A 26,198-nucleotide genomic window follows, 5' to 3' on the forward strand; every position below is an offset into this window, starting at 1 on the left:
CTGCCGCTCCCTCTCCCCGCAAGAGCAGGGCGAAGGAGAAGAGCCGGCGCGTCCAATGTCCGTCATTGCGAGCGCAGCGAAGCAATCCATCGCTCCACAAGCGGAGGCATGGATTGCTTCGTCGCTTCCCTCCTCGCAATGACGCGGAGAAGTCAATGCGTCGCCGCTAGCTTCCGCCGTTCGGCATCGCTCGGCGCCATCTGCGTAATCAACCGCTTCAACTCCGGAATGCAGGAGCCGCAATTGGTGCCGGCTTTCAGCTTCGTCCCGATATCGGCCGCCGAACGCGCACCCGCTGCGATAGTGTCGCAAATCGTGTTGCGGCCGACGCCGAAGCAGGCGCAGACGATCGGGCCGGCGTTGGCGAGGCCGTCGATCGATTTTCCCGACAGCAGCATGCGGCGCTGGTCGTGGTTCAGCGTATCCGCGGCAAACAGGTCCTTGACCACGTTCCAGTCGCCGGCGTCGCGCGCCGGGCCGATGAACAGGCTGGTGTCGATACGGTCGCCGTCAAAGGATGCGGCGCGATAGACGCCGCCGCCAAAGTCCTTGTATTCCGCGAGGTCATCGTGCGCGATGGATTTCAGCCAGGATTGCCAGCCTGCGACATCGGCATTGTCGGCGAACAGGTAGCCATGGCCGCCTTTGACGGCAACGCGCGCCACCCAAGCATGCGCGGGCAGTTCGAGTGGCTTGCGCGACAACGCAAAGCCGCGGAAGACATATTCGTACGGCACGATCGAGGCCGGCGTCGCCTTGTTCTCGGGCTGGCCCGAGAACGGATCGGTGACGGGCGCCACCAGCGAGCCGACGCGTGCGCCGGTCGCATTGGCCTCGCTCCAGTGGATCGGCGCGAACAGCATGCCGCGCTGCTGGCGTTCGCTGACGATGACGCGGAGCGTGCATTGCCCATAGTCGGTGGTGACGCGTGCGAAGTCGCCGTCGGCGACGCCGTATTTTGCGGCATCGTCAGGATGCACTTCGACGAACGGCTCGGGCAGATGCTGGCCGAGCCGCGGGCTTTCCCCCGTGCGGGTCATGGTGTGCCACTGGTCGCGGATGCGCCCGGTGTTGAGCCGCAACGGCCGCGCCGCGCTGGTCTCGGTCCGCAGCGCCGGAATTTCCGGCGCGATGAAACGGGCTCTGAAATCGTTGGCGAAGAAACCGCCTTCGGCGAAGAAGCGCGCTTGCGGCTCGGTCCCCTGCCGGACCGGCCATTGCACCGGCGCCATTGCGTCGAAATCGCTGTCCGACAGCGACTGCAGCGCGCCGATATCGAAGTCGCGCGCGCCCGCGTTCTCGAAGGCCGAGAGCGCGGCGTGCTCGCGAAAAATATCCGCCGCCGAGGTGAAGCTGAAGGCCGCGCCGAAGCCGAGGCGCCTGGCGACTTCGCCCATGATCCACCAATCGGGCTTGGCCTCTCCTGGCGAGGGAAGAAACGCGCGCTGCCGCGAGATGCGCCGTTCCGAGTTGGTCACCGTGCCGGATTTCTCGCCCCAGGCCTGCGCCGGCAGCAGCACATGCGCGCCCGCGTCCACCGTGTCGTTCGAGATCACGTTCTCGGAAATCACGAACAGCTCGAGCTTCTTGAGGGCTTCGCGAACACCGTCCGCGTTCGGCAGCGACACCGCCGGATTGGTGCCCATCACCCACAACGCCTTGATCTCGCCGCGCGCAATCGCCTCGAACATCTGCACCGCCTTCAGGCCCTCATGGGTGGCGATGCGCGGCGCCTTCCAGAACCGCCGCACGCGATCGATATCCGGCGGCGTGAATCCCATATGGGCGGCGAGCTGGTTGGCGAGCCCGCCGACCTCGCGGCCGCCCATCGCGTTGGGCTGCCCGGTCAGCGAGAGCGGCGACGCGCCCGGCAGGCCGATCCGCCCGGTCGCGAGGTGGCAATTGAGGATGGCGTTGACCTTGTCGGTGCCCTGCGCCGATTGATTGACGCCCTGGGAATAGAGGGTGACCACGCGCGGCGTATTGGCAAACATCTGGAAGAATGTTGCGACGTCCTGCTCGGACAGGCCTGTCGCCAGCGCCGTCGCGCCGACGCTGCCGGTGATGCTGCGCGCGCGGGCGATGGCATCGTCGAAACCGGTGGTGTGGAGTTCGATGTAGTCGCGGTCGAGTACGCCGTTGCCCGCGAGGTAAACCAGCAACCCGCTGAACAGCGCCGTATCCGTGCCCGGCCTCAATCCCAGGAACAGATCGTCGTCGCCGACGGTGTCGGTCCGGCGCGGGTCAATCACGACGATGCGCGCGCCGCGCTTCTGCTTGTTGGCGATCATGCGCTGGTACAGCACCGGATGGCACCAGGCCGCGTTGGAGCCGACCAACACCAAGAGGTCGGCCTCGTCGAGGTCCTCGTAACACCCCGGCACGGTGTCGGCGCCAAAAGCGCGGCGGTGGCCGGCGACGGAAGAGGCCATGCACAGCCGCGAATTGGTGTCGACATTGGCGCTGCCGACAAAGCCCTTCATCAGCTTGTTGGCGACGTAGTAGTCTTCCGTCAGCAACTGGCCGGAAAGATAGAACGCGACCGCGCCCGGACCGTCGCGCGCGATGATGTGCTGAAACCTGTGCGCGACATGGTCGAGCGCGTCGCTCCAGGCGACCCGCTCCATGGTTCCTTTGCCGCAGCGGATCATCGGATAGAGCAGCCGGTTCGTCAGCCCGAGCGTCTCGCCAAGCGCCGAGCCCTTCGAGCACAGCCGGCCGAAATTGGCGGGATGATCGGGGTCGCCCGAGATCGCCGCCCCGCCCCGCCCGTCCGGCGTCGCCAATATGCCGCAGCCGACGCCGCAATAGGCGCAGGTGGTTTTGACAGCGCGGAGATCGGGATCGACAACCGTCATGTAAGCAATCCGATCATGCCGCCTCGGAACGGATCGCGAGCGAGCGGCCGAACATCATGTCGGCGCGAATTCGGGCCGTCGGTTGACGGGTGCGGATCAATTCGAGATACCAGAGCGCGTCGGCGACATCGCCGATCAGCACCGCGCCGGTCAATCGCCCATCCGCGATCACGAGCTTCTTGTAAGTGCCGTGGTTGATGTCGGAGAGCACGATGGCCTCGCTGCCGTCGCAGCCCATAAAATCACCGGCGGAGAACACGCTGACGCCGGAAACTTTCAGATTGGTCGCAACGATGCTTCCGCTGTACGACGCTACACGCCCGGCGAGATGCCGCGCCAGCACCCTCGCCTGTTCATAGGCCGGCTCGACCAGGCCGTAGCAGAGGCCGCGATGCTCGGCGCACTCGCCGATGGCGAAAATACCGGAGGCGCCGGTTTGCAGATGATCGTCGACCACGATGCCGCGGTTGACAGAGATACCGGCTTCCCTGGCGAGCGCGATGTTCGGACGAATGCCTGCGGCAAAGATCACGGCGTCGGCCTTAAGCAGGCGTCCGTCCGCCAGTTCGACGCCTTCAACCTGCGTCTCGCCATGAATTCTCGCCGTGTTGGCGTTGAGAAGAATTTCGATGCCCTTGCTCTCGACGAGGGACTTCAATAGCGCCGCCGCAGGCGCGTCGAGCTGTCGCTCCATCAGGCGGTCCATGAGATGCACCAGCGTCACCGGCGCGCCGGCCTTGGCGAGGCCATAGGCCGCCTCTAGGCCCAATAGTCCCCCGCCAACCACCACCACGCGCTTTTTCTGCGCGGCCAGCGTCAGCAGCAAGTCAACGTCGCGGCTGTCGCGGAACGTATGCACGCCGGCGAGATCGGCGCCGGGTACATTCAACCGCAGCGGCGACGAGCCTGTGGTCAGCACCAGTTTCGAGAACGGAATGCTCTCGTCGTTCTCGATCTTGAGCTCGCGGCGACCGACATCAATCTCGGTCGCCACGCAGCCATACTTCAGGGTGACGCCGCGGTCGCGCCACCAGGACGCCGGCCGCAGCTCGATGTCCTGCGAGGTGGTCTCGCCGGCCAGCACTGACGACAGCAGCACGCGATTGTACGCAAGCCGTGGTTCGTCGCCGATCACGGCGACGGCGTAGCGGCCCAAGGCCACCTTGGCGAGTTCATCGACCAGACGGGCAGCGGCCATGCCGTTGCCGACGATGACAAGCGGTTCGCTCATGGCACGTCCTCACCTAGCCGCTTTCGTACGGACCTACGCCGCCTCGACGAAGCGATGCCGCTCGTAGAGGAATTCGAGCACGCGTTGCCGGCACTTGAGGTAGCCGGGGTTGGTCGCGAGCTCGAGTCGCTTGCGCGGACGAGCCAAAGGCACTTCCAGCACCTCGCCGATCCGCGCGCTCGGGCCGTTGGTCATCATCACGATGCGGTCCGACAGCAGCACGGCCTCGTCGACGTCGTGCGTGATCATCACGATGGTGTTGCCAAGCTTCTGGTGCAGCGCCATCACCGAGTCCTGCAGGTGCGCACGTGTCAACGCGTCAAGCGCACCGAACGGCTCGTCGAGCAAAAGCACTTTCGGCTCCATCGCCAGCGCACGGGCAATGCCGACGCGCTGCTTCATGCCACCTGAAATTTCCGACGGGCGCTTGTCCTTGGCGTGCGCCATCTGCACCAAATTGAGATTGTGCATCACCCAGGCGTCGCGCTCCGTGCGGCTCTTGGTCGACGAAAACACCTTGTCGACGCCGAGCTTGACGTTTTCGTACACCGTCAGCCACGGCAGCAGGCTGTGGTTCTGGAACACCACCGCGCGATCCGGTCCCGGCGAATTGACCTCGCGGTTCTCCAGCAGCACGCCACCATTTGTGGCGCCGGTGAGGCCGGCGACGATATTGAGCAGCGTTGACTTGCCGCAGCCGGAATGGCCGATGATCGAGACGTACTCGCCCTTCTCGATCGTCAGGCTGATGTCCTTCAGCACCTCGGTCGTGGCATTACCGCGAGTGAAGGTCTTGTCGATGTGGTCGAGCTTCAAATAGGCCTGCATGACATGTTTTCCTTCAATTCGCCGCGGTACCGTGGGTCACGAACTTGGCTAGTCCCGCGATCATGCGGTCGAGCACGAAGCCGATGATGCCGACATAGAACAGCGCCAGGATGATTTCGCTGATGTGCGAGGAATTCCAGGCGTCCCAGATGAAGAAGCCGATGCCGACGCCGCCGATCAGCATTTCCGCCGCGACGATCGCAAGCCACGACAGGCCGATGCCGATGCGCAGGCCGGTGAAGATGTAAGGCGCCGCCGCCGGGATCATGATCTTCCAGAAAAATTCCAGCGGATTGAGCTGCACCACCGCCGCGACGTTGCGGTAGTCCTGCGGGATGTTGCGGATGCCGACCGCGGTGTTGATGATGATCGGCCAGACCGAGGTGATAAAGATGACGAAGATCGCCGACGGCTGTCCATCACGGAACGCGGCCAGCGACAGCGGCAGCCAGGCCAGTGGCGGAATGGTGCGCAGCACCTGGAACAGCGGATCGAGTCCGCGCATCGCCCACACCGATTGTCCGACCAGCGTACCCAGCGCGATGCCGACGATGGCGGCGATCGAATAGCCATACGCGACGCGCTGCAGCGAGGCGGACAGATGCCAGAACAGGCCCTTGTCGATGCCGCCATTGTCGAAGAACGGATCGAAGATCAGTTCCTTAGTGTCTTTGAAGACGCGCGACGGCGGCGGCAGGGTCGAGCCGGTGCGACGGCAGACCAGCTCCCAGAACAACATCAGGAGCGCTAGCACGATCAGCGGCGGCACGACGCGTACCGCGATCTCCTTGCCCACCTTGACGTATTTTTCGGCACGCGGCGCCGGCTTCGGCGTCATCGTCACCACCGGCGCCGCAGAGGTCGGCGAAGCGGTCGGAATGGCCACCGCGGTGGCTTCAGCTTTGATCGCAGGCATCGTCATTGAAAATGCATCTCCGTGTTCAATGAGCGGGCCGCCCGCAACCGCGCGCAGCCCGGGCTTGATCAGACTTCAACGCGCTTAATCGAAAGGGACTTCAGGTACGCAGCCGGGTTTTCCGGATCGAACACCTTGCCGTCGAAGAAGGTCTCCTTGCCGCGCGAGGTCGAAGTCGGAATCTCTGCGGCGGGGACGCCCAGCGTCTTGGCGGCTTCTTTCCAGAGATCCTCACGGTTGACCTTGGCGACCAGCGCCTTGCTGTCGAAGCCCGCTTCGTATTTGCCCCAACGGATATCTTCCGTCATGAACCAGAGATCGTGGCTCTGGAACGGATAGGAAGCGAAGTCGCGCCAGTACTTCATGATGTGCGGCGAATTCTCGACGACCTTGCCGGGGATGCCGTAGTCGAACTTGCCCGCCGAACGGTCATAAACGTCGTCGACAGGACAATTCATCCACTGCCGCTTGCCCATGATGGTGGCGAGCTCTTTCTTGTTCTCAGCCTTGTCGGCCCATTGCTGCGCCTCCATCACAGCCATCAGGATCGCCTTGGCGGCCTTTGGATACTTGTCGACCCAGGCTGCGCGCATGCCGAGCGACTTCTCCGGATGCTTGTTCCAGAGCTCGCCGGTGTTGACCGCGGTGTAGCCGATGCCCTGGTTGATGAGCTGCAGATTCCAGGGTTCGCCAACGCAGAAGGCATCCATCGTGCCCACTTTCATGTTGGCAACCATCTGCGGCGGCGGCACCACGATGGTCTCGACGTCCTTGTCGGGATCGATGCCACCGGCGGCGAGCCAGTAACGGATCCACAGATCGTGCGTGCCGCCCGGGAAGGTCATCGCAATCTTGGCCGACTTGCCGGCGGCCTTCTTCTGCTCGAACACGGCTTTGAGCGGTGAAGAGTCAGTCCCGATCTTGAGGTTGGCATACTCCTTGGCAATCGAGATGCACTGCGCATCGAGATTGAGCCGAGCCAGAATGTACATCGGCGTCGGCACGTTGTTTTGCGTCACCTTGCCGGCCGAAATCAGATAGGGCATCGGCGTCAGGATGTGCGCGCCATCGATGCCGTTGCCTTCCGAGCCGAGCACGAGGTTGTCGCGGGTGGTGCCCCACGATGCCTGCTTGGCGACCTCGACGTCGGGCATGCCGTGCTTGGCGAAGAATCCCTTGTCCTTGGCGACGAACAGCGGCCCGGCGTCGCTGAGCGCAATGAACCCGAGCGTCGCCTTGGTCACTTCCGGACCCGCGCCTTGCGCAAACGCGCCGGCCGGGAAATTCAGCTTCGCCGCGGCGAGTAACGCCGCCGTGCCGCCGGTGGCCTTGAGGAGCTGGCGGCGGCTGAAACCGCGGCGTGAGGTCGGATGGGTAGGCTTCGTCATGGGCGTCGTTGTCCTTTGCGTCGGTGCGTTGAACGGGGCCGTCCGATTGGTGTCACCGCGCCAGGCGCAGAAGGGCGCGTTCCAGGGAGGCCCCGGAATGGCGGCGTCACAATTCGGATGAGTGGTCTCGAGGGACGGCTTCAATGGCGTCGACACAAGCTATTCAAGCTTCGTGCCAAGCCTCCCGCAGCGCAAAAATTATAATTATATCAATGTATTATTCATCTACCGCCGCTAAATCCGGCAACCAAAGAGAAACCGGTTCCGCATCCAAAATTTGCGATTCGCCCAATTCTTGTGCGGCGCACAAGAATTGGGCAAGCACAGAAACAGACGGCTTACGCGTCCTCTGAGGTCTTCGCCATCATCGGTTTCGGCGCGCTTCCCTCGCCTGGCTTCATGCGGAATTCGTAGCTCATCAGGTGCCACGGCTCGCCCGCGGGCTTGCCGTCCGGCATCGTCGGATCGGTACGCTTTTCGATTCTGGCGACCAGCTCGTCCTTGACCCCGAACACCACGTCGGAATCGAGATATTTGTCGCCGTCGATGAAGACGTGGGTGATCAGCGGCTGATAGCCGGGCGCATCGACCAGGAAATGCACGTGCGCCGGCCGCATCGGGTGACGGCCGGTCTGCACGATCATCTCGCCTACCGGACCGTCGGTCGGAATCGGGTAGCTGCACGGCAGGATGGTGCGGAAGAAGAACCTTCCATCGGCATCGGTAATGAAACGCGCCCGCGACGACGGCCCTTCAGTCGCATAAGCCGGCTTCTGGGAATCATAGAAGCCGTCATCGTCGGCATGCCAGATGTCCACCGGCACGCCGGCCAGCGGCTTGCCCTCGAGGTCGGTGACGCGGCTCTGCACGAACATCCGCTCGCCGGGTAGCGTCGCCGAAATATCGGTGCCGTGTGGCATCACCTTGTGCTCGCCGACATAGAACGGGCCGAGCACCGTGGTCTCGGTGGCGCCCTCGCGCTCCCGGTGGTTCACGGCATCGACCAGCATCGATACGCCGAGCACGTCGGACAGCAGAATGAACTCCTGCCGGATCGGGGTGCACTTCTGGCCGGTCCGCGTTAGAAAATCGATCGCATATTCCCATTCCTCGAAGGTGAGGTCGGTCTTGCGGACATAGTCGTGGAGTGATTTCACCAGTTCCTGAAGCAGGAATTTGGCGCGCGTATCCGGCGTATTGTCGAAGCTGCGGATGACGGCGGCGGTCAGTTCGGTCTCGCTGAATTGGCGCATTTTTGCTGTCCTGCGGAGATATGCGATGGCTGGAGTCAGCCTATATCACCCTTCCAGCCCACAGAAGCACGGGCCGTTGGAACACGGGACACTTTTCGGCTATCAAGGCCGCAGTCGCCAGCCGGAGATGCCGATGTTAGCCCCCGCCTCGCCCGAATCCGCCGGAATGTCCAAGGCGGCCCTCGATCGCCTCGAAAATCATCTGAAGCAGCGTTACATCGATGCCGGCCGCTTCCCGGGGACTCAGCTCCTGATCTATCGCCGCGGCAAGGTCGTCCATTCGTCCGCGCAGGGCTTTGCCGATCTCGAGCGCAAGGTGCCGGTCAAGGACGACACGATCTTCCGCATCTATTCGATGACCAAGCCGCTCACCTCCGTCGCCTTCATGATGCTGGTCGAGGAAGGCCACGTCGCGCTCGATGAGCCCGTGCACAAATACATTCCGGCATGGAAGAACCTCGGCGTGTTCGTGGCCGGTACGCACCCGGCCTTCCTGACCCGACCGCCGTCACGGCCGATGCTGATCGTGGATCTGTTGCGGCACACCTCCGGCCTGACATACGGCTTCCAACAACGCAGCAACGTCGATGCGGCCTATCGCGAGAACAAGATCGGCGAAGTCATCAAGGCCGGCACGCTGCAAAGCATGATCGACGACCTTGCAAAAATTCCGCTGGAATTTTCGCCGGGCGAGGCCTGGAATTATTCCGTCGCCACGGACGTGATCGGCTATCTCATCGGTTTGATCAGCGGCAAGCCGTTCGAGCAGTTTCTGAAAGAGCGCATCCTCGATCCGCTCGGGATGAATGATACCGACTTCTTCGTGCCCAAGGACAAGGCGCATCGGTTCGCGGCGTGTTACTCGGCCGATCCGCAAGGCGGCTTCAACCCGCTCGCCGCAGAGCGCAAGGGCACGTTGACGCTGCAGGACGACCCGGCGACGAGTTCATTCCTGTCGCCGCCCTCCTTCATCTCCGGCGGCGGCGGCCTGTGCTCGACCACGGCCGACTATCTCACTTTCTGCCGGGCGCTGCTCAATGGCGGCGAGCTCGGCGGTATCAGATTGTTAGGTCCGAAGACGCTGAAGCTGATGACGTCCAACCATTTGCCCGGCGGGGTCGACCTGCCGACGATGTCGCGCTCGCTGTTCTCGGAAGCGGCCTATAACGGCATCGGCTTCGGGCTCGGCTTCGCCGTCACCATGAACCCGGCGCAGACCTTGATTGCCGGCAGTCCCGGCGAGTTCAACTGGGGCGGTGCGGCGACAACGTCGTTCTTCATCGACCCGGTGGAAGAACTGATCACGATCTTCATGACTCAGGTGCTGCCGTCGAGCGCCTATCCCTTGCGGCGCGAGCTGCGCACCATGGTGTATGCGGCGATCACCGACAGCAATCTTTGAGGTCGGCGGCCGGGCCACACGGCGGAACCCGGCCGCTTCTCCAGTCGGCTGAATATCTTACGTATCCTCTTATTATTCTTGGCGAAGTTCGGCGGCTTCTCCTATGCTTGCCCCGATTGGCGCCGATCCGGGGCTTGCGTTGCCGAAACTCTCACTGCCAGTGCGTCTTGTTCTTCTGGTCGCGGGAACAACGCTGCCGTTGATTATTTTCGCCGCCGGCATCGTCTTCAACCATTACAAGCAGGACCGCCAGAACGCGACGCAACGGGTCCTTGAAACGGTTCGCAGCATTCGCCTCGTGCTCGACTCGGAGATGCAGCGGATCACCGGCGCACTCCAGGTGCTATCGCTGACAAACGCACTGCGCGACGGGGATTTCGAGGCATTCCGCCGCATCTGCCAAGGCTTCCTCGACCAGTATGGCGAAGGCGGCGTCGTGCTGGTTGCGAACCGCGAAGGCCGTCAGGTGTTCTCTTCGCTGACGACTGATACGGCAAACCTGCCGTTGCGCAACAACCTCGCCCTGGTCGGGAGGGTCTTTGCGGAGAAGAAGCCGGTCTATTCCAACCTGTTCTTTGGGTCGGTGAAGAAGCGGCTGATCGTAACGGTCGAAGTGCCCGTCATCGTCGATGGCGAAGTACTCTACGACATTTCCTTCAGTCCACCGATCGAGATTTTCCAGGCGATGGTCGAGCAGCAGCGGCCGAGCAAGGACTGGACGATCTCGATCTTCGACGGCGAAGGCACCAATTTCGCGCGCGTGCCTAACCCACAGGATACTGTCGGCAAGCGTGCATCGCCCTCGCTCTATACGGAGATGTTCAACAATCCGGAAACCACCCTGCCGACGGTATCGCTCGAGGGCGTGCGGCTGATTACGAGCTTTACCCGCTCCTCGCTCACCGGCTGGACCGTTGCCGCCGGCGTGGCCGAAAGCTCGCTGGTCGCGCCGCTCTGGCGCAACCTCGCGATCACGAGCGTAATGGGTGCCATACTGCTGATGGTTGGGCTCGCGTTCGCGGTGCGGATGGCAACCCAGATTGCCCGCGGCGAGATGCTCCACAATCTCCTGATCGAGGAGCTCAACCATCGCGTCAAGAATACGCTCGCGGTCCTGCAGTCGATCGCCACCCAGACCTTCCGCAGCGCGAGCCGGGCGGAGCGCGAGAAGTTCGAGGGAAGGCTCGGCGCGCTGGCGGAGGCACATAATTTGCTCAGCCAGGAGAAGTGGCAGGGCGCGGAGCTGCGGGAAGTGATTGCGCGGGTGCTGCAGCCCTACCTGCTCAACAATCCGGAGCGGGTGCGGATGTTCGGACCGCGGGTCCCGCTGTCGCCGCGGCTCGCCGTCGTGCTGTCGATGATCGTGCACGAGATCGCAACCAATGCAGCTAAATACGGCGCGCTATCGAACGACACCGGAACCCTCGCGGTGGACTGGGAAATCCTCGAAGAAAGCGACGGGCGCAAGTTGCGGTTGATCTGGACCGAGGCAGGCGGCCCACCCGTCACGGCACCGGTGCAGCGTGGCTTCGGCTCGCGGCTGATCGAGCGCAGCGCACGCGACCAGCTCGGCGGCGAAGCAACCGTCGACTTCCTGCCGCGCGGCGTCGTCTACACCGTAAGCTGCGCGCTCGACAGGGAAGAATAGCTACTTAAGCATCTCCGGCACGATCAGGCGCGGCAGGAACAGCGATACGCTTGGCCAGATAATGACGGCGGCCAAGACCAGCAGCATCGGTATCAGCATGATCACAGTGTCTTTCAGCGCGTAGCGCAGCCGCACGCCGGCGATCGAGCACGCGATCATCAAGCACAGGCCATAGGGTGGCGTCACCAGTCCGAACGCCAGCGACACGATCGAGATGATCGCAAACTGAACGGGGTGCAGGTCGACCGACTTCGCTAAGGGCTCCAGCACGGTGCCGACAATTACGATCGCCGGAATGGCGTCGAGGAAACAGCCTACGACCAGGAAGCAGAACGCGATGAAGAAGCCGGCCGCGACCGCGCCCATGCCCCAGGTCGAAACGTTGGCCAAGAGCTCCTGCGGTATCTTGTAATAGGCCAATAGCCAGCCGAACGCGCTCGCGGTGCCGACGCAGAACAGCGCAACACCTGCCAGGCGCCCGGTGTCGAGTAGCGCCTTGTAGAGTTCGCGCGGTCCGGTTTCGCGGTAAAAGAACGCCGACAGCACCACGGAATAGAGCACGGCGACGCAGGCGGATTCGGTGGCGGTAAACCACCCGAGCAGGATGCCGCCGACGATGATGAACGGCGTCATCAGCGCCGGTATCGATCGCCAGATGGCGTAGCCGATGTCGGCCCAGCTCGATTTCGGGTAGGTCGGATAGCCGCGGCGCACCGCGTAGACATGGACGGTGGCCATCTGCGCGCCCGCGATCAACAGGCCCGGGACGATGCCGGCCAGATACATCGCTGCGATCGAGGTCGAGATCAATCCGCCCCAGACGATCATCAGGATCGAGGGTGGGATGATGACAGCGAGCACCGCCGATACCGCCGTGATGGCGATCGAAAACGAAAGGTCGTAACCTTCCTTGGTCTGGGCATCGATGAAGATCTTGGACTGGCTTGCGGCATCCGCAGTGGAAGAGCCGGAAATGCCGGCAAAGAATACCGACAGCACGACATTGATCTGCGCCAGCGAGCCCGGCCAATGCCCGACCATCGAGCGCGACAACGCCACCAGGCGGTCGGTGATGCCGCCGATGCCCATCAGGTTGGCGGTCAAGAGGAAGAAGGGCACGGCGAGCAGGATGAACGAGTTGTAGGCGTTGAAGGTCTCCTGCGCGAGCGACATCATCGACAGGCGGGGTTCGATCAGCAGGATCGGTACGCAGGCAAGACCGAGCGCAAACGCCACCGGCACGCGCACGATGAGCAAGCCAACGAAAACGCCAAACAGGACCAGTGCGGCCTCTCCGGCGGAAAGTACATTACCGTTCATCGGCTCGCCCCGACCAGAATTTTCAATTCGTCGATGATCTGTTCGCCTGCAAAGACGATCCACGTCACACCCGCCACGGGCCATGCGACATGAATCATCCAGAGCGGTAGATCGGCCAGTTCCGACGTTCGGTTCCAGGCGAACCGCGTGAATTCCAGGCCAGCCCACACGAATACCAGCGCCATCGCCAGCACGCCGAGGCGCGCGACGATCCGCACCGCGGCTTCCGCCCGCCGCGACAAGGTGGGCCAGACGTCGACCTCGAAATGCTGCGCCTCCCTGATTCCGACCATGGCGCCGATCATAATGGTCCAGATGAACAGGAAACGCGCCATCTCCTCGGTCCAGATGTAGGACGGAATGAACGGCGTGTAGCGCGAGATGACCTGCAGGGTGACCGGAACGACCAGAATGCCGACACATGCCGCGAGCAGGATTTCGAGTAATTTCGCATAGGCCGCCGTCGCTCGTCGCCACAGCGACGGGTTCGGCGGCATCGACATTTCAGTCATCATGGCTCCGGAAGGTAACGATCACGGAATGGGGCAAGCCCCATGGCTTGCCCCACCTCCTGTCGCTCGGCGCGACAATTATCAGGCGACGTTGATCTTCTCGAAGATGGCCTCGGCGCCGATTTCCTTGGCATAGGTGGCCATCACGGGATCGGCCAGCTTCTTCATGGCGTCGCGCTCTTCGAACGGAACGCGCTTGAGCTTGCCGGCCTTTTCCAGCGTATCGAGCTTGACGACCTCCTCGCTCGACTCCAGTTGACGGCCATAATCGCCGGCTTCCTTGCCGGCCTTCATGATCGCGTCCTGCAAGTCCTTCGGCAGGGTCTTCAACGTCTTCACCGAGAAGCAGATCGGCCGGATCGATACTGCGTGCTGCGTCAGATTGAGGTGCGGGGCGACTTCGTAGAACTTCATCGCCTCGACGCCGGCGGCCTCGTTTTCGCCCGCCGAGATCACGCCGTTCTGGATGGCGTTGTAGACCTCGTTGTAGGCGATCACCGTCGGGCTCATGCCGACGGCTGCAAACGTCTTCGACCAGATCGGAGCGCCCTGCACGCGCACCTTGAGGCCTTTGAGATCGGCGAGGTTCTTGAGCGGCTTGTTGGCAAAGATGTTGCGAATGCCGCCGCCCGCATAGCCGATCAGGACGACCTCCGCCTTGGTCGCGATTTCGTCGGCCACAGGTGCCAGAATATTCTTTTCGACCACCTTATTCATGTGCTCGATGCCCTTGAACACAAAGGGTGCATCGATGAAGGGAGCCGCCTTGGCGAAGGTCGACATGTGGGCCGGCGAGACGATGCCGTAATCGACTGCCTTGCCCTGCGACATGTACTCGAAATACTGCTTCTCGAGACCGAGCGACGAATTCTTGTGCAGCGTGAAGTTGACCGGCTTGCCGTAGTACTTCTTTACCAGCTCTTCGAACCTGGTCAGCGCCTTGGTGAAGGCGTGATCGTCGTTGAACTGCACCGCCCCGTTGAGGGTAACGGGCGCCTGTGCCCTGACGATCGATGGCACGCCCAGGACGCCGGCCGCAGCCGTCGCACCAAGGCCCGCAAGTAGGGTTCTTCGTTTCATAGCTTCCTCCCCAGTAACGCCCGTCCCTTGTAAGCGGGACTTTGGCCTGGCCGACGACGCGGCCACTACCGCAAAGCGTATGCAAAACGGTGCGATGGTGGAAGCCAATTTAAGTAGTACCCCAGGCCAATAAGCCGCAGACGGCCAGGCCGATGATTGCAGCTATTTTGGGCAAATCCCGGCTCGAGCCGAGCCTTGCGTTCCCCAGCGCCAAGAGCCGTAAAGCGCCCGACACGGCATCGCGGTATGGGCGTCGCCGCGCGACATCGGTCTATCCGTGGATGCCGCCGGCACGGTGCAACCGACACGCCGCAAATATTGCGCGATGTCGGATCCGGCCCGTCCCGCGTGCAAGGCGTTCCCTTCGAATGAGGCTGCGCCATATCGATTTGCAGAATTCCGATAGCGTGGCGAGCGCGCGGCTTGCTGCTATTTCCCAGCACGACAGATCCGAAAGCGGAGCTGAACTCTGCTGCATTTTATCAGGCATCAGTGTCCGCGGAAACTTTTAGCAACACCGCCGATGCGCTGCGAACGACTGCACGATCAGCCCGCGCTCCCCGTAGAAATCCGGTACTTGATCGCGACACAGTAAGCATGCCGGCCAAAATCTGTGGCCATTGAACTCGCGGTGGTTGTGGTTTGTCGAATATTTTGCCAAATGTAATGGGCGGGGTTTTGTCAACACGCCCCGGGCGCCGACAGCTTTAGGTAGTTGGCGGCGCCGGTATCAGGATGCTTCCAATGCGCAAAAGCGTTTGGCTACCATCCCGCAATCTCTCAGGAATTCCGTGGTTCCCTATACCAACTCACGGACCGGACTGACTTTAACGCGGTACATATGGATGAGCCCCTGGCCTACTTTTGCCAGGGTTTCCCGAATTGAAGGACGGTAAAACCAGAATGAACAGATCAGCAGCGAAAAAGATGAAACAGCGCAGCGCCGGCAAACCCGATATCGAATTGGGCAAGCGGATTCGCCTGCGGCGTGTGGAACAGAAAATCTCGCAAGCGGAGCTTGGCGACAAGCTCGGCGTCAGCTTCCAGCAGGTTCAGAAGTACGAGAAGGGCGTCAATCGTGTCGGCGCTGCTCGTCTTCAGCAAATCGCTACCGCGCTCGACGTGCCGGTGACGTTCTTCTACGACGGCGACGGCAAGGCGCGGGAAGTCGAGAGCCTGCTCTTCCTGGACAGCGCGTTCAGCCTGAGGCTGCTTCGTGCCTACAGCAAGATCAAGGACCAGACTGTACAGCGTCAGTTGGTGTCGTTGATGGAATCGATCGCCGCCAACGAGGGCTAGGCATAATCTCGCCTGGATCGCAGCACCGCGGACCCGATCATTCGCGCGAGAAATCGCCGGGTAGCCTGTTGCTGCGCTGGGCCAAATCTTGAGCTGGCCGGGACCATACCCGTGCGACGCCATCAGGATGGGGATGGCGGAGTCCGGACGCACCGCAGCGAAAAGCCGACGCGGCAGGTCTCTGACGACTACCGCTGGTCGCACGTGCAAAGGCGGCAATTGACCTCGGCGCGACGCTTGTCCGACAATGGACGAAGCCTCACGCGTGAAAGCCGCAACCGATGCTCGACATCGCCAAAACTGCCGAAATATCCTATGCCGACGGCAAGATCCTGCAGAGCGTCAGCGATGGCGTCGGCGTCATCACCTTCAACAATCCCGACAAGCGCAATGCGATGTCGCTCGAAATGTGGGAAGGCCTGGGCCACGCGCTGACCGAGCTGCGCGACGACGCCGACGTGCGCGTCGTGATCCTGGTCGGCGCCGGCGACAAGGCCTTCGTCTCGGGCGCCGACATCAGCCAGTTCGAAAAGACTCGCCATAATGCGGCGGCGTCGGAAGAATATTCCAAGCGGAGCGAGGCGCAACGCGCGCTGCTCGCAAGTTACCCCAAGCCGACGATTGCCTGCATTCGGGGATTTTGCCTCGGCGGCGGCATGCAGGTCGCGATGCTCACGGACATCCGGATCGCCTCCGACAACAGCCAGTTCGGCATTCCAGCCGCCAAGCTCGGCATCGCCTATGGCTATGACGGCCTCAAACATTTGGTCTCGCTGGTCGGGCCGTCCTGTGCGCGGCTCATCATGTACACGGGCATGCGGATCGAGGCCGCCGAAGCCCTGCGGATCGGGCTGGTCGACCGCGTGCTGCCGGACGGCGAATTATGGGACGCCACCATGGAGATCGCGCGCACCATCTCCGGCAATGCGCCGCTGGCGATCAAGGCCGCCAAGATCACCATCGCCGAGGTGCTGAAGGACGAAAGCAAGCGCGATATGGATGCGATCAAAGAGATCGGCCGCGCTTGTATGGATAGCGAAGATTTTCGCGAGGGCCGAACGGCTTTCATGGAAAAGCGCAAGCCGCAGTTCAAGGGGAAGTAACGCTCACAAAGGGCGAATGAGCGAAATCCTATCCGCGTCATTGCGAGCGAAGCGAAGCAATCCACTTCTCCGCTCCAACAACGGTGGGGCCGCCTTTTACAACGCAGCCAGCACCGCCTTCGTGATATCCGCCGTGCCGTTGTTGCCGCCGAACTCCATCGGCCTGATTCCTCCCGCATAGGCCTTGTCGACCGCGCGTTCGATGCGTTCACCGGCCTCAGTGGCGCTTTCCAGCCCGTGCTTGTCGGCGAGCCAGTCCAGCATCATCGCGGCCGACAAGATCATCGCGGTAGGATTGGCCTTGCCCTGCCCCATGATGTCGGGCGCGGTGCCGTGGCACGGCTGGAACACGGCGTAGCGGTCGCCGATATCGGCCGAGGGCGCCATGCCTAGCCCACCGATCAGGCCGGCGGCGAGGTCGGAGAGAATGTCGCCGAACATGTTCTCGGTCACCATCACGTCGAAATCCCAGGGCCGCTTCACCATCATCAGCGAGCAGGCATCGACATAGAGCCGGTCGGCCTTGACGTCCGGATGGCGCTTGGCGGCTTCATCGAACATCTCGCGAAAGAACGCGAACGCCCTGAACACGTTGGCCTTGTCGACGCAGGTCAGGCCGCCATTTGCCTTCCCGCGCGCCTTGCGGCGTTCGGCGAGGCGGAACGAGAATTCGAACAGCCGCTCCGAGGTCTTGCGGGTGATGACGAGCGTCTCGCGCGCCTCCGCGTCCGTGACGACGCCCTTGCCCATCGAGGCGAACAGGCCTTCGGTCGATTCCCGGATCAGCACGAGGTCGATGCCGCGCTGATCGGCGCCGACGATCGGGCTCGGCACGCCCGGGATCAGCCGCGCCGGGCGCACGCCGGCATAGAGATCGAAATGGAAGCGCAGTTCGATCTGCGGGGCGATCTCGGTGTTGTCAGGGTAGCGTACCGACGGCAGGCCGCAGGCGCCGAGCAGGATGGCGTCCGCCTCTTCGCACAGCCGCACGGTGCTGTCGGGCATGGATTTTCCGGTCGCGAGATAATTGTTGGCGCCGGCCGGTGCCTCGGTGAAGCGAAACTTCAGCTCGCTCGTCGCCTCGATCTTGCGCAGAACTTCCAGCGCCGGCGCCATCACTTCAGGGCCGATGCCATCGCCGCCGAGCACGGCGATGTGGAGTGCGTTATTCGCGGACATGGGGGTTCCTTAGAGTGTTCGGACAGAGGTATTCCCGTCATTGCGAGCGAAGCGAAGCAATCCATCTCGCGGTATCACGGATCGATGGATTGCTTCGTCGCTTCGCTCCTCGCAATGACGGCGGGGCTTCTACGGCGTCAGCACCGCGCGGCCGACCAGTTTGCCCTTCTGCAAATCGGCGAGCGCTTCGTTGGCTTTCGCGAGCGGCATCGTCGTCACTGGAATCGGCGCGATCATCTTGTTTCGAACGAGCTCGAGCAATTCCTTGGTCTCGCGTAGGTTGCCGACATAGCTGCCCTGGATCGTGATCGCCTTGATCGGGATCAGCGGCAACGCAAAGGTCGCGCCGCCGCCGAACAGGCCGACGATGACGAGCTTGCCGCCCTTGGTGAGGCAATCGAATCCAAGCTGCGTGGTCTGCGCGTTGCCGACGAGATCGATCACGGCGCGAATGGGTTCGCCGGCCTTTTTCGCGAGCTGCTCCAGCGCGTCCGGCGCCTTGCCGTCGACGGTTGCAAGCGCACCGGCGGCCTCGGCCGCTTCGCGCTTGCGCGCATCGATGTCGACGACGATGGCGCCCTTGCCGCCCATCGCCTTTAGCAGCGACAGCGCCATCAGGCCGAGGCCGCCGGCGCCGAAGATGACGATCGGCGAGTTGAACGCGAATTCGACCTTCTTCAGCGCGCTATAGGTGGTGACGCCGGAACAGGCATAGGGCGCGGCGGTGACGGGATCGAGTCCCTTCAGGTTCAACAGATATTTCGGGTTCGGCACCGTCATGTGGTCGGCATAGCCGCCGTCGCAATAGACGCCGAGCGAGTTCGGCTTGACGATGCACATGTTCTCGTCGCCGCCCACGCAGGTAGCGCATTTGCCGCAGCCGAGCCAGGGATAGACCAGCGCGACGTCACCGACCTTGAGATCGCCTTTGTCGGCAGCGGTAACGTCGGGCCCGAACGCCACGACCTCGCCGACCGTCTCGTGGCCCATCGTGCGCGGCAGCGATACGCCGCGGTCCTTCAGCGACAGCGGCTTGCGGCCATGGCCGAGATCGTAACCGCCTTCCCAGATGTGGAGATCGCTATGGCAGACGCCGGCGGCCTTCACCTTGATCAGCACCTGCGTATCCGTGGGCTGCGGCGTCTCCTGATCCACCTCTTTCAGCGGTGCGTTGAACTCAGCGACCTGAAAACTCTTCATCGCTTCTCTCCCGTCATTCTTGTTCTTGAACCATTTCTTGGGCGCTAGATACTTCTTGAGAACGGACATTGCCACGTCCGTCCCATCGAGACAAACGCGGACGGCGCTCCCCGGGGTATTCAGATCAGCGGGTGATGGCAAGCCACGAACTGGCCCGGCGCCACAGTGCGCAGTTCCGGCATCTCGTCGCTGCATCGTTGATCCGCGCGGGGACAGCGGGTGCGAAACCGGCAGCCGGACGGCGGCGCGATCGGCGACGGCGGCTCCCCCACGGGTACGGTCTCGGCGGGGCGCACATCCGGGTCGGGCATCGGAATTGCCTCGATCAGGAGGCCGGTATAGGGATGCGCCGGCCTGGCGAAGAGCTGCTCGGAGGGACCAACCTCGCAGAGACGCCCCAGATACATTACCGCGACGCGGTCGCTCACGGCTTTCACCACCGCGAGATCGTGCGCAATGAACAGCAACGTCAGCCCGAACCGGACCTTCATCTCCTCGAGCAGATTGAGGATCTGGGCGCGTATCGATACATCGAGCGCCGAGACCGGCTCGTCGCAGACGATGAACTCGGGATTGAGAATGAGCGCGCGCGCGATGCAGATGCGCTGGCACTGGCCGCCGGAAAATTCATGCGGCAGCCGTCCGACGACGAGCGTCGGGTCAAGCCCGACCGCGCTCAGCACCTCGTAGACAAGCCGCTTGCGCTTCTCCGGATCCTTCACACCCGCGATCACCAGCGGCTCGGCGACGATATCGCCGATCTTGCGGCGCGGGTTGAGCGAGGCGATCGGATCCTGGAAGATCAACTGCACGCGCCGGCGCATCAGCCGCAAGGCATCGCCTTGCATCGTCGTGAGATCGTGGCCATCGAACAGCACACGCCCGGCGGTTGGGCGGCGCAGTTGCAGGACGGCGCGGCCGAGCGTCGATTTCCCGCAACCGGATTCGCCGACCAGACCCAGCGTTTCGCCGCGGGCGATCTGCAAGGAGACGCCGGACACGGCGTGAACGATCCTGGAACCGACCGGATATTCGACGACGAGATTGTCGACTTCGAGCAACGCGTCAGACGAAATCGATGGAGCGGATTGCGGCATCATGCGTTGGCATCCGCGTGGGCTTCTATCGGGTGGAAACAGGCGAACTGATGGACCTTCGTCTCTGCCGCCTCGAGCTCCGGTTTCTCGTTCTGGCAGCGGGCCACCGCGTAGCGACAGCGCGGCGAGAACGAGCAGCCCTTCAGCGGCCGCGTCGGATCTGGCGGACGTCCCGATATCGCCGGCAGCGGCGTGTGAGGCGCGGCATCGAGTTTGGGGAGCGCCGCCAGAAGCGCTTCGGTATAGGGCATCCGCATCTTCTTGAACAAGGCAGGCGTCGGCGCGCGCTCGACCACGCGGCCGGCATACATCACCGCGACCTCGTCGCTACGCCCGGCGACGACGCCGAGATCGTGGGTGATGATGATCATCGCCATGTGCCGGCGGCGCTGCTCCCGCGCCAAGAGATCGAGGATCTGCGCCTGGATCGTGACGTCGAGCGCGGTGGTCGGCTCGTCGGCGATCAGGAGTTTTGGTTCGCACGACAGCGCGATCGCTATAGCAACGCGCTGCCGCATCCCGCCGGAGAGCTGATGCGGATACTGCGCCAGCCGCTGCTCCGGCGCGGGGATGCCGACCGCCGCGAGTAGTTCGACGCTGCGTCTGGTGGCGGCGGCGTCGTCCAGTTCGAGGTGCTCCTGCAATGTCTCGATCAACTGCGTCCCGATCGTGAGCACCGGGTTGAGCGAGGTCATCGGATCCTGAAATACCACCGCCAGCGACCGGCCGCGCAGCTTGCGCAGTTTCTCCGGCGGAAGCTGCAGCAGGTCCTGCCCGTCGAACATCACCCGGCCGGAGAGCTTTGCCTTCTTCGGCAGCAATTGCAGGACCGCCCGCGACAGCATGGTTTTGCCGCAGCCGGATTCGCCGACGATACCGAGCGTGCGCCCGGCGCCGACGGTGAGGTCGACATGATCCACCGCGCGCAGATTGCCGCGCGGGGTCGGAAGGTCGACGACGACATCTTCGACAGAAAGCAACACGTTGTCCGTCACAGCGCGCCCTGCCGTGGATCGGTAAGCGCACGCAGCGCGTCGCCGATGAGATTGAATGACAATACGGTCAGGAACATCGCAATCGCCGGAAAGAAGGCGAGCCGTGGCGCGACTTCGAGGCTCTCGCGCCCCTCCCCGATCATACTGCCCCAGCTCGAGATCGGCGGTGGCACGCCCAGCCCGAGGAAAGACAAGGCGCCTTCGACCACGATGAGGACTGCAACGCCGAGCAGGAAGAAAGCCAACAGCGGCAACATGACATTGGGCAAGAGTTCGCGCAGCAGGATGCGCGCATGTGTTGCCCCCAACGCCTGGGCCGCGATCACGAATTCGCGCCGCGCCAGCGTGAGAGTCGCCGCCCGCGCCACGCGCATAAAGGCGGGAACGCTGAGCACACCGAGAATGCAGGTCAGATAGAAGATCGATTGCCCGAGAAAGGCGGTCACGGCCAGCGCCAGGATCAAAGGCGGAAACGCCAGCAGCACATCCATGCTGCCGACCACCATCGTTTCGAACCGTCCACGGAAGTAGCCTGCGAGCATGCCCAGTGCGCCGCCGATGATGAGCCCAATCACCGACGCGCATATCCCGACCACCAGCGAAATCCGCGCCCCGTAAATCAATCTTGATAGCTCGTCGCGGCCAAGGCCGTCGGTCCCCAACCAATGCTCAGCAGAGATTGGCGCACGCCGCTCCAGCATGTCCATGTCGGTTGGGCTCGGCAGCGGCAGCACGGGCGCAAGGATCGCGACCGCGAACATAAAGACCACCCAGCCGATTGCGATCCAGAACAGCGCTCCCAGCCGGCGTCCCCGCTTTGCCGGTTGCGCAGCCGCGCCTTCGTCGATCGTGAGTTCAAGCGTGGCCATGGCGAATCCTGGGATCGAGAACGGCGTAGAGCAGATCGACGATGAAGTTCACGATGACGAAGCCGGCAGCGACCATCAGCACCACGCCCTGCAGGATGATGAGGTCGCGGGTATAGATGGCGCCGACCAGCAGCCGGCCAATTCCCGGAAGCGCGAAGATCGTCTCGACGATGACGGCGCCGCCGATCAGCCGCCCGATATTGATGCCGGTGATCGTAACCAGCGTAAGCGACGAAGGTTTCAACGCATGCACAAACAGGATGCGCGAGGCCTTCAAGCCCTTGGCCTTCGCCAGCGCGATATAGTCTTCCTGCAGGGTTGCGATCATGTCGGACCGCAGCACGCGCATGATGCCGGGCCATTCGGCGAGCGCCAGCGTCAGCGCGGGCAGCACCATGAAGCGTAGGTTTGCGGCCGGGTCTTCGGCAAACGGCACGTAGCCCGTCGCAGGCAGCCAACGCAGCTCCACCGCAAACAGATAGATCAGCAGGATCGCGGAGAGGAAAGCCGGCACCGAAAGCATGGCAAAGGCGCTGCCGGTCATGAAGCGGTCGAACGCGCTGCCGCTGCGGGCGGCGCACACGATCGCCAGGGGAACGCCGATGACGAGGCCCATGATCTCGGCCAGGATCATCAGTTCGAGCGACACAGGCAATCGTTCGGCGACGGCCTGCAACACGGTTTGCCCGGTGCGGAACGACCGCCCGAAATCGCCCTGCAGGATGTTACCGAGCCAGCCGAAGTAACGTATCCAGATCGGCTGATCGAGTCCCATGTCCTTGCGAAGCGCCGCAACATTCTCCGGCGTCGCCTGATCGCCGAGGATCGTATAGGCGAGATCCCCCGGCAGCAACGAGGCAATCAAGAACGTCAACAGCGATACAGCGATCAGGACCGGTATTAGGTACAGAAGCCTGCGCGCCACAAAGAGCAGCATGGAAAGATTATTCCAGCCAGGTGTTAGATACGTCGATCACTCCGCTGTACATTTTTGGCAAGCCCTTAAGCTTGGCGCTCGACAGCGCGTAATAGGTGTTCTGGAAGGTCCAGAACCAGATCGCTTCTTTGTTGATGATACGGCTGATAGCGCAATAGTCCTCGATGCGCTTGTTCGTATCGGCCGTGGTGCGTGCGCGCTCGAGCAGTTTGTCGAGTTCTGGATTCGAATAGTTGGCAAGCGCAACCGGGCTGCCGGTGCGGAAATTGGCATACATCTGGATGTCAGGATCGGCGAGATCGATGATTCGCCAAGGAGTCAGTTGAAACTGGCGCATGAACGCACGCGGCGGGATGGTGGCCTGATCGACCTGTTCTATCTCCATGTTCGCGCCAGCCCGCTTCCAGAACTGTTGCAACACCTGGCCAACGGTTCGCCCCCGTGGCGTCGCCGTAACGAGCATCTTGAAATCGACGGGCTTGCCATACTCCTTGATCAGCGCCTTGGCCTTCTCAAGGTCTTCGGGAAGTGCACCATCCTCTTTGCATTTCACCCAGGAGCCGTCGCCGTAGGGGTTGCTGGCAGGTTTTGCGAGGCCATTGGTGATCGCCTGCGACATCTTCTTGCGGTCGAGTGCCATCACCAGCGCCTGGCGCACGCGCACGTCGTCGAACGGTGCGACCTTGGTGTTGAAGGCGTAGACCTGCGCGCCGGAGCCGACATAGGTGTGCACGGTAAGCTTCGGATCCTTCTGCGCCTTCATGATGTTGTCGGCATCGTATTCGTCGTCCCAGATGATATCAGCTTCGCCGGATTGCAGGCTGGCAAAGCGTGACTGCGCGTCCGGCAGCGGCTTGAGGACGATGCGGTCGAGATAGGGGCGGCCCTTGTTCCAGTAGTCCGGATTTTTCTCAAGCACCATGCGGTCGCCCGCGCTCCATGACTTCAGGATATAAGGACCGGTGCCGACGGGATTGCGGTTGTAGTCATCGCCCTTGGTCTTCCACGCGGTTGGCGATTGCACCGAATTGTTGACGCTGGCAAAGCTCACAAGTGCCGGCATGTTCACCTGTGGGTCGTTCAGATTATAGACCAGCGTCAGCTCATCGGGCGCCTGCACGTTGTTGACGTAGGCGATGTAAAAGGCACAGCGGCACTTGTTGGCAGGGTCTTTCTGCCGATCGAAATTTTCCTTAACCGCTTGGGCGTTGAAGGGTGTGCCGTCGTGGAATTTAACGCCAGGTCGCAGCTTGAAGGTCCAGGTCTTGAAGTCCTCGGAAGGAGTCCAGGACAGCGCGAGTTTCGGTTGCACAGCGCCCTTATCGTCCAGAGTCGTTAGCGTGTCGAAAATCGCCGCTGCTGCAGCTCCGGCCGAGGTATCGAATACGCCGACTTTCAGGGGATCGAAACCGGGGATATCAAGCTCGAGGCCGAAGGTAATGCTTCCGCCCTTTTTCTGCGCGCTGGCAGGCATTGCTGACAACGCCACAGCAAATCCCGCCACAAGAAATATTCGCGCGAGCGCGCTCGAACGGATCGCCGCTTTCATGGATGTTCCCTCCGATATGCCGTTCGTCCGGTATTCCGGATCGTCGATGTCTATCGGAGATTGTCCGGAAACGCCGTCGCGGGCAAGGGCGTTTGCAAGCCGCGGATGAAAAGCCGCAGCATCGACACCCTTGCGTCGCGACGCGCGCCGTCAGACGTTCGCAGACACCTGCGCCTTTCCGGCGAAGGATGCGATTTCATCCTCCGACAGACCGGTCTCTTTCAAGTAGGCACGCGTGTGCTCGCCGAGCGTCGACATGCGCTTCGCCGCCGACACGTTGGCGCCCGACATGCGGAACGGCAGATTGAGGACCTTGAAGGTGCCGCCACCGTCCTCGACCTCCGCCAACGCACCGCGATGGGAGATCTGCGGATCGCGGAGCGCCTCGGCGACCGTGCGATAGGCCGACGAAGGCACGCCGTACTCATTGAGCGCAGCAAGGCACTGGTCGGTCGTCACCGTGCGCGACCATGCCTCCACGCCTTCTATCAGGCTCGTCCAGTTTTCCCGGCGGTCGGAATATTTCGCAAAGCGCGGATCGCTCACCCACTCCGGATGACCGATCACCTGCATCAGGCTCTGGAAGGTTTTCTCGCTAGCGATCGCCATCATCACATAGCCGTCGGTCGTCTCGATCGGGCCGAACATCGGCCGTTGCGTCGGCTTCACCTCGAATTGCGACCATTGCAGTTCGTTCAACGTCAGGCTCAGCATGGATTCCAGCATCGAGACGTCGATATGCTGGCCCTGCCCGGTTGCCGTGCGCTGATACAGCGCCGCCGAGACCGCGCCGAATGCGTAGACTCCGGTGAGCACGTCGGCGTGATAGATGCCGCAATAGTCCGGCCGGCTTCGTCCCGGCTGGTAGGCCAGATGCGCCATCTCATAGCCTGATGCCGCGTGAATCACCGGCGCATAGGCCGGCAGCTCCGCCGACGGCCCGGTCTGGCCGTATCCGGAGATCGAGCAATAGACCAGTTTCGGGTTGAGGCCGTGCAGCGAGGCATAATCGAGCTTCAATCGCCGCATCACGCCGGGGCGAAAATTCTCCACCAGCACGTCAGCGGTCGCGACCAATCGGCGAACGGCCTCGACGCCCCTGGGCGATTTCAGATCGAGCACCAGGCTGTTCTTGCCGACGTTGAGCTGACCGAAGGCGGTCGAACAATTATTCCGCACCGGCGGACGAGTCCGCATCGTCTCGCCATCCTCGGTTTCAATCTTGATGACCTCGGCGCCCATATCGGCTAGCATGCGCGTGCAGTGAGGCCCGGCAATCGTGGTTGAGAAATCGAGGACGCGCAGGCCTGCGAAGCTGCCTGTCACATTCCTCTGCTCGTTACCGGCTATCGTCATTCTCGTGTAGCTCCTTGGGCCTAACGGCACTTGTTGTTGGCGCGGCGTGACCCTAATGGGCGCCGCCGCGGCAGGAAAGCCTTTCGCATTAGGAACCGATAGCTAGGGCCCGGCATTATCGACAGTAGACTGGACCCTTAGAGTAAACTGGACCCTTTCTTGCATTTCCTCTCATCAG

21 protein-coding genes are annotated in these 26,198 nt (G+C 62.5%); 4 read left to right on the top strand and 17 right to left on the bottom strand.

Annotated elements, in window-relative coordinates; genetic code table 11:
* Positions 1-152 precede the first annotated feature (152 nt).
* The 6 genes from V1273_RS25175 to V1273_RS25200 form a co-directional block, all read right to left on the bottom strand.
* Positions 153-2,858, bottom strand: coding sequence for a molybdopterin-dependent oxidoreductase (locus tag V1273_RS25175; RefSeq protein ID WP_334411242.1), 2,706 nt, complete (start codon positions 2,856-2,858; stop codon positions 153-155).
* Positions 2,859-2,871: 13 nt separating this feature from the next.
* The gene (locus tag V1273_RS25180) at positions 2,872-4,089 is read right to left on the bottom strand and encodes an NAD(P)/FAD-dependent oxidoreductase (protein ID WP_334411243.1); all 1,218 of its coding nucleotides are present in this window, start codon (positions 4,087-4,089) and stop codon (positions 2,872-2,874) included.
* 33 nt (positions 4,090-4,122) lie between these two features.
* Entirely contained in the window at positions 4,123-4,917 is a 795-nt protein-coding gene (locus V1273_RS25185; protein ID WP_334363950.1) for an ABC transporter ATP-binding protein, read from the bottom strand.
* Positions 4,918-4,930: 13 nt separating this feature from the next.
* Complete coding sequence (gene ntrB, locus V1273_RS25190) at positions 4,931-5,839, bottom strand: nitrate ABC transporter permease (RefSeq protein WP_334411244.1); 909 nt, start codon at positions 5,837-5,839, stop codon at positions 4,931-4,933.
* A gap of 62 nt (positions 5,840-5,901) precedes the next feature.
* Positions 5,902-7,221, bottom strand: a complete 1,320-nt coding sequence (locus V1273_RS25195) for a CmpA/NrtA family ABC transporter substrate-binding protein (protein WP_057843169.1) — start codon at positions 7,219-7,221, stop codon at positions 5,902-5,904.
* 338 nt (positions 7,222-7,559) lie between these two features.
* Entirely contained in the window at positions 7,560-8,474 is a 915-nt protein-coding gene (locus V1273_RS25200; RefSeq protein ID WP_334381239.1) for an intradiol ring-cleavage dioxygenase, read from the bottom strand.
* Positions 8,475-8,601: 127 nt separating this feature from the next.
* Here V1273_RS25200 and V1273_RS25205 point away from each other — a divergent pair, with 127 nt between their 5' ends.
* Positions 8,602-9,876 carry a serine hydrolase domain-containing protein gene (locus tag V1273_RS25205; RefSeq protein ID WP_442894112.1) on the top strand — a complete coding sequence of 425 codons (1,275 nt, stop codon included), beginning with the start codon at positions 8,602-8,604 and terminating at the stop codon, positions 9,874-9,876.
* Between the two features lie 139 nt (positions 9,877-10,015).
* On the top strand, positions 10,016-11,524 hold the full coding sequence (locus V1273_RS25210) for a sensor histidine kinase (RefSeq protein ID WP_334384177.1): 1,509 nt from the start codon (positions 10,016-10,018) through the stop codon (positions 11,522-11,524).
* On the opposite strand, the gene V1273_RS25215 is transcribed toward V1273_RS25210, so the two are convergent.
* From V1273_RS25215 to V1273_RS25225, 3 genes are all read right to left on the bottom strand, one after another.
* The gene (locus tag V1273_RS25215) at positions 11,525-12,844 is read right to left on the bottom strand and encodes a TRAP transporter large permease (protein ID WP_334411245.1); all 1,320 of its coding nucleotides are present in this window, start codon (positions 12,842-12,844) and stop codon (positions 11,525-11,527) included.
* Entirely contained in the window at positions 12,841-13,356 is a 516-nt protein-coding gene (locus tag V1273_RS25220; protein ID WP_334411246.1) for a TRAP transporter small permease, read from the bottom strand. Before V1273_RS25220 ends, V1273_RS25215 begins: the two co-directional genes overlap by 4 nt.
* 81 nt (positions 13,357-13,437) lie before the next feature.
* Positions 13,438-14,436 carry a TRAP transporter substrate-binding protein gene (locus V1273_RS25225; protein ID WP_334363956.1) on the bottom strand — a complete coding sequence of 333 codons (999 nt, stop codon included), beginning with the start codon at positions 14,434-14,436 and terminating at the stop codon, positions 13,438-13,440.
* Positions 14,437-15,339: 903 nt separating this feature from the next.
* On the opposite strand from V1273_RS25225, the gene V1273_RS25230 reads away from it, so the two are divergent.
* Together V1273_RS25230 and V1273_RS25235 are read left to right on the top strand one after the other, a co-directional pair.
* Positions 15,340-15,735, top strand: a complete 396-nt coding sequence (locus V1273_RS25230; protein WP_028347342.1) for a helix-turn-helix domain-containing protein — start codon at positions 15,340-15,342, stop codon at positions 15,733-15,735.
* A 281-nt stretch (positions 15,736-16,016) separates the two neighbouring features.
* Positions 16,017-16,838, top strand: a complete 822-nt coding sequence (locus V1273_RS25235; protein WP_334411247.1) for an enoyl-CoA hydratase — start codon at positions 16,017-16,019, stop codon at positions 16,836-16,838.
* Positions 16,839-16,934: 96 nt separating this feature from the next.
* On the opposite strand, the gene V1273_RS25240 is transcribed toward V1273_RS25235, so the two are convergent.
* The 8 genes from V1273_RS25240 to V1273_RS25275 form a co-directional block, all read right to left on the bottom strand.
* A complete protein-coding gene (locus tag V1273_RS25240) occupies positions 16,935-18,017 on the bottom strand; it encodes an isocitrate/isopropylmalate dehydrogenase family protein (RefSeq protein ID WP_334363958.1) in 1,083 nt (360 codons plus the stop codon).
* A 129-nt stretch (positions 18,018-18,146) separates the two neighbouring features.
* Positions 18,147-19,217 (bottom strand): alcohol dehydrogenase, encoded by a 1,071-nt coding sequence (locus tag V1273_RS25245; protein WP_334384176.1) that lies wholly within the window; start codon positions 19,215-19,217, stop codon positions 18,147-18,149.
* A gap of 119 nt (positions 19,218-19,336) precedes the next feature.
* On the bottom strand, positions 19,337-20,317 hold the full coding sequence (locus V1273_RS25250; protein ID WP_334381234.1) for an ABC transporter ATP-binding protein: 981 nt from the start codon (positions 20,315-20,317) through the stop codon (positions 19,337-19,339).
* Complete coding sequence (locus V1273_RS25255; RefSeq protein ID WP_334411248.1) at positions 20,314-21,294, bottom strand: ABC transporter ATP-binding protein; 981 nt, start codon at positions 21,292-21,294, stop codon at positions 20,314-20,316. The genes V1273_RS25250 and V1273_RS25255 overlap by 4 nt, the downstream gene beginning before the upstream one ends.
* A gap of 11 nt (positions 21,295-21,305) precedes the next feature.
* Positions 21,306-22,178: an ABC transporter permease gene (locus V1273_RS25260; RefSeq protein WP_334381231.1), complete on the bottom strand. Its 873-nt coding sequence runs from the start codon at positions 22,176-22,178 to the stop codon at positions 21,306-21,308.
* On the bottom strand, positions 22,165-23,115 hold the full coding sequence (locus V1273_RS25265) for an ABC transporter permease (RefSeq protein WP_334381230.1): 951 nt from the start codon (positions 23,113-23,115) through the stop codon (positions 22,165-22,167). The genes V1273_RS25260 and V1273_RS25265 overlap by 14 nt, the downstream gene beginning before the upstream one ends.
* Before the next feature lie 7 nt (positions 23,116-23,122).
* Entirely contained in the window at positions 23,123-24,664 is a 1,542-nt protein-coding gene (locus V1273_RS25270) for an ABC transporter substrate-binding protein (RefSeq protein WP_334411249.1), read from the bottom strand.
* A 150-nt stretch (positions 24,665-24,814) separates the two neighbouring features.
* Positions 24,815-26,020 (bottom strand): CaiB/BaiF CoA transferase family protein, encoded by a 1,206-nt coding sequence (locus V1273_RS25275; protein ID WP_334411252.1) that lies wholly within the window; start codon positions 26,018-26,020, stop codon positions 24,815-24,817.
* Positions 26,021-26,198 lie beyond the last annotated feature (178 nt).

Source organism: Bradyrhizobium sp. AZCC 1721 (genome assembly GCF_036924715.1).
Lineage (GTDB): Bacteria > Pseudomonadota > Alphaproteobacteria > Rhizobiales > Xanthobacteraceae > Bradyrhizobium.

Excerpts from the sequence above, each read along its gene's own strand:
- V1273_RS25245 (WP_334384176.1), bottom strand. The coding sequence starts at position 19,217 with ATGAAGAGTTTTCAGGTCGCTGAGTTCAACGCACCGCTGAAAGAGGTG.
- V1273_RS25195 (WP_057843169.1), bottom strand. The coding sequence starts at position 7,221 with ATGACGAAGCCTACCCATCCGACCTCACGCCGCGGTTTCAGCCGCCGC.
- ntrB (WP_334411244.1), bottom strand. The coding sequence starts at position 5,839 with ATGACGATGCCTGCGATCAAAGCTGAAGCCACCGCGGTGGCCATTCCG.
- V1273_RS25260 (WP_334381231.1), bottom strand. The coding sequence starts at position 22,178 with ATGGCCACGCTTGAACTCACGATCGACGAAGGCGCGGCTGCGCAACCG.
- V1273_RS25235 (WP_334411247.1), top strand. The coding sequence starts at position 16,017 with ATGCTCGACATCGCCAAAACTGCCGAAATATCCTATGCCGACGGCAAG.
- V1273_RS25250 (WP_334381234.1), bottom strand. The coding sequence starts at position 20,317 with ATGATGCCGCAATCCGCTCCATCGATTTCGTCTGACGCGTTGCTCGAA.
- V1273_RS25270 (WP_334411249.1), bottom strand. The coding sequence starts at position 24,664 with ATGAAAGCGGCGATCCGTTCGAGCGCGCTCGCGCGAATATTTCTTGTG.
- V1273_RS25200 (WP_334381239.1), bottom strand. The coding sequence starts at position 8,474 with ATGCGCCAATTCAGCGAGACCGAACTGACCGCCGCCGTCATCCGCAGC.
- V1273_RS25240 (WP_334363958.1), bottom strand. The coding sequence starts at position 18,017 with ATGTCCGCGAATAACGCACTCCACATCGCCGTGCTCGGCGGCGATGGC.
- V1273_RS25180 (WP_334411243.1), bottom strand. The coding sequence starts at position 4,089 with ATGAGCGAACCGCTTGTCATCGTCGGCAACGGCATGGCCGCTGCCCGT.
- V1273_RS25205 (WP_442894112.1), top strand. The coding sequence starts at position 8,602 with ATGCCGATGTTAGCCCCCGCCTCGCCCGAATCCGCCGGAATGTCCAAG.
- V1273_RS25175 (WP_334411242.1), bottom strand. The coding sequence starts at position 2,858 with ATGACGGTTGTCGATCCCGATCTCCGCGCTGTCAAAACCACCTGCGCC.
- V1273_RS25230 (WP_028347342.1), top strand. The coding sequence starts at position 15,340 with ATGAACAGATCAGCAGCGAAAAAGATGAAACAGCGCAGCGCCGGCAAA.
- V1273_RS25275 (WP_334411252.1), bottom strand. The coding sequence starts at position 26,020 with ATGACGATAGCCGGTAACGAGCAGAGGAATGTGACAGGCAGCTTCGCA.
- V1273_RS25215 (WP_334411245.1), bottom strand. The coding sequence starts at position 12,844 with ATGAACGGTAATGTACTTTCCGCCGGAGAGGCCGCACTGGTCCTGTTT.
- V1273_RS25185 (WP_334363950.1), bottom strand. The coding sequence starts at position 4,917 with ATGCAGGCCTATTTGAAGCTCGACCACATCGACAAGACCTTCACTCGC.
- V1273_RS25265 (WP_334381230.1), bottom strand. The coding sequence starts at position 23,115 with ATGCTGCTCTTTGTGGCGCGCAGGCTTCTGTACCTAATACCGGTCCTG.
- V1273_RS25220 (WP_334411246.1), bottom strand. The coding sequence starts at position 13,356 with ATGACTGAAATGTCGATGCCGCCGAACCCGTCGCTGTGGCGACGAGCG.
- V1273_RS25225 (WP_334363956.1), bottom strand. The coding sequence starts at position 14,436 with ATGAAACGAAGAACCCTACTTGCGGGCCTTGGTGCGACGGCTGCGGCC.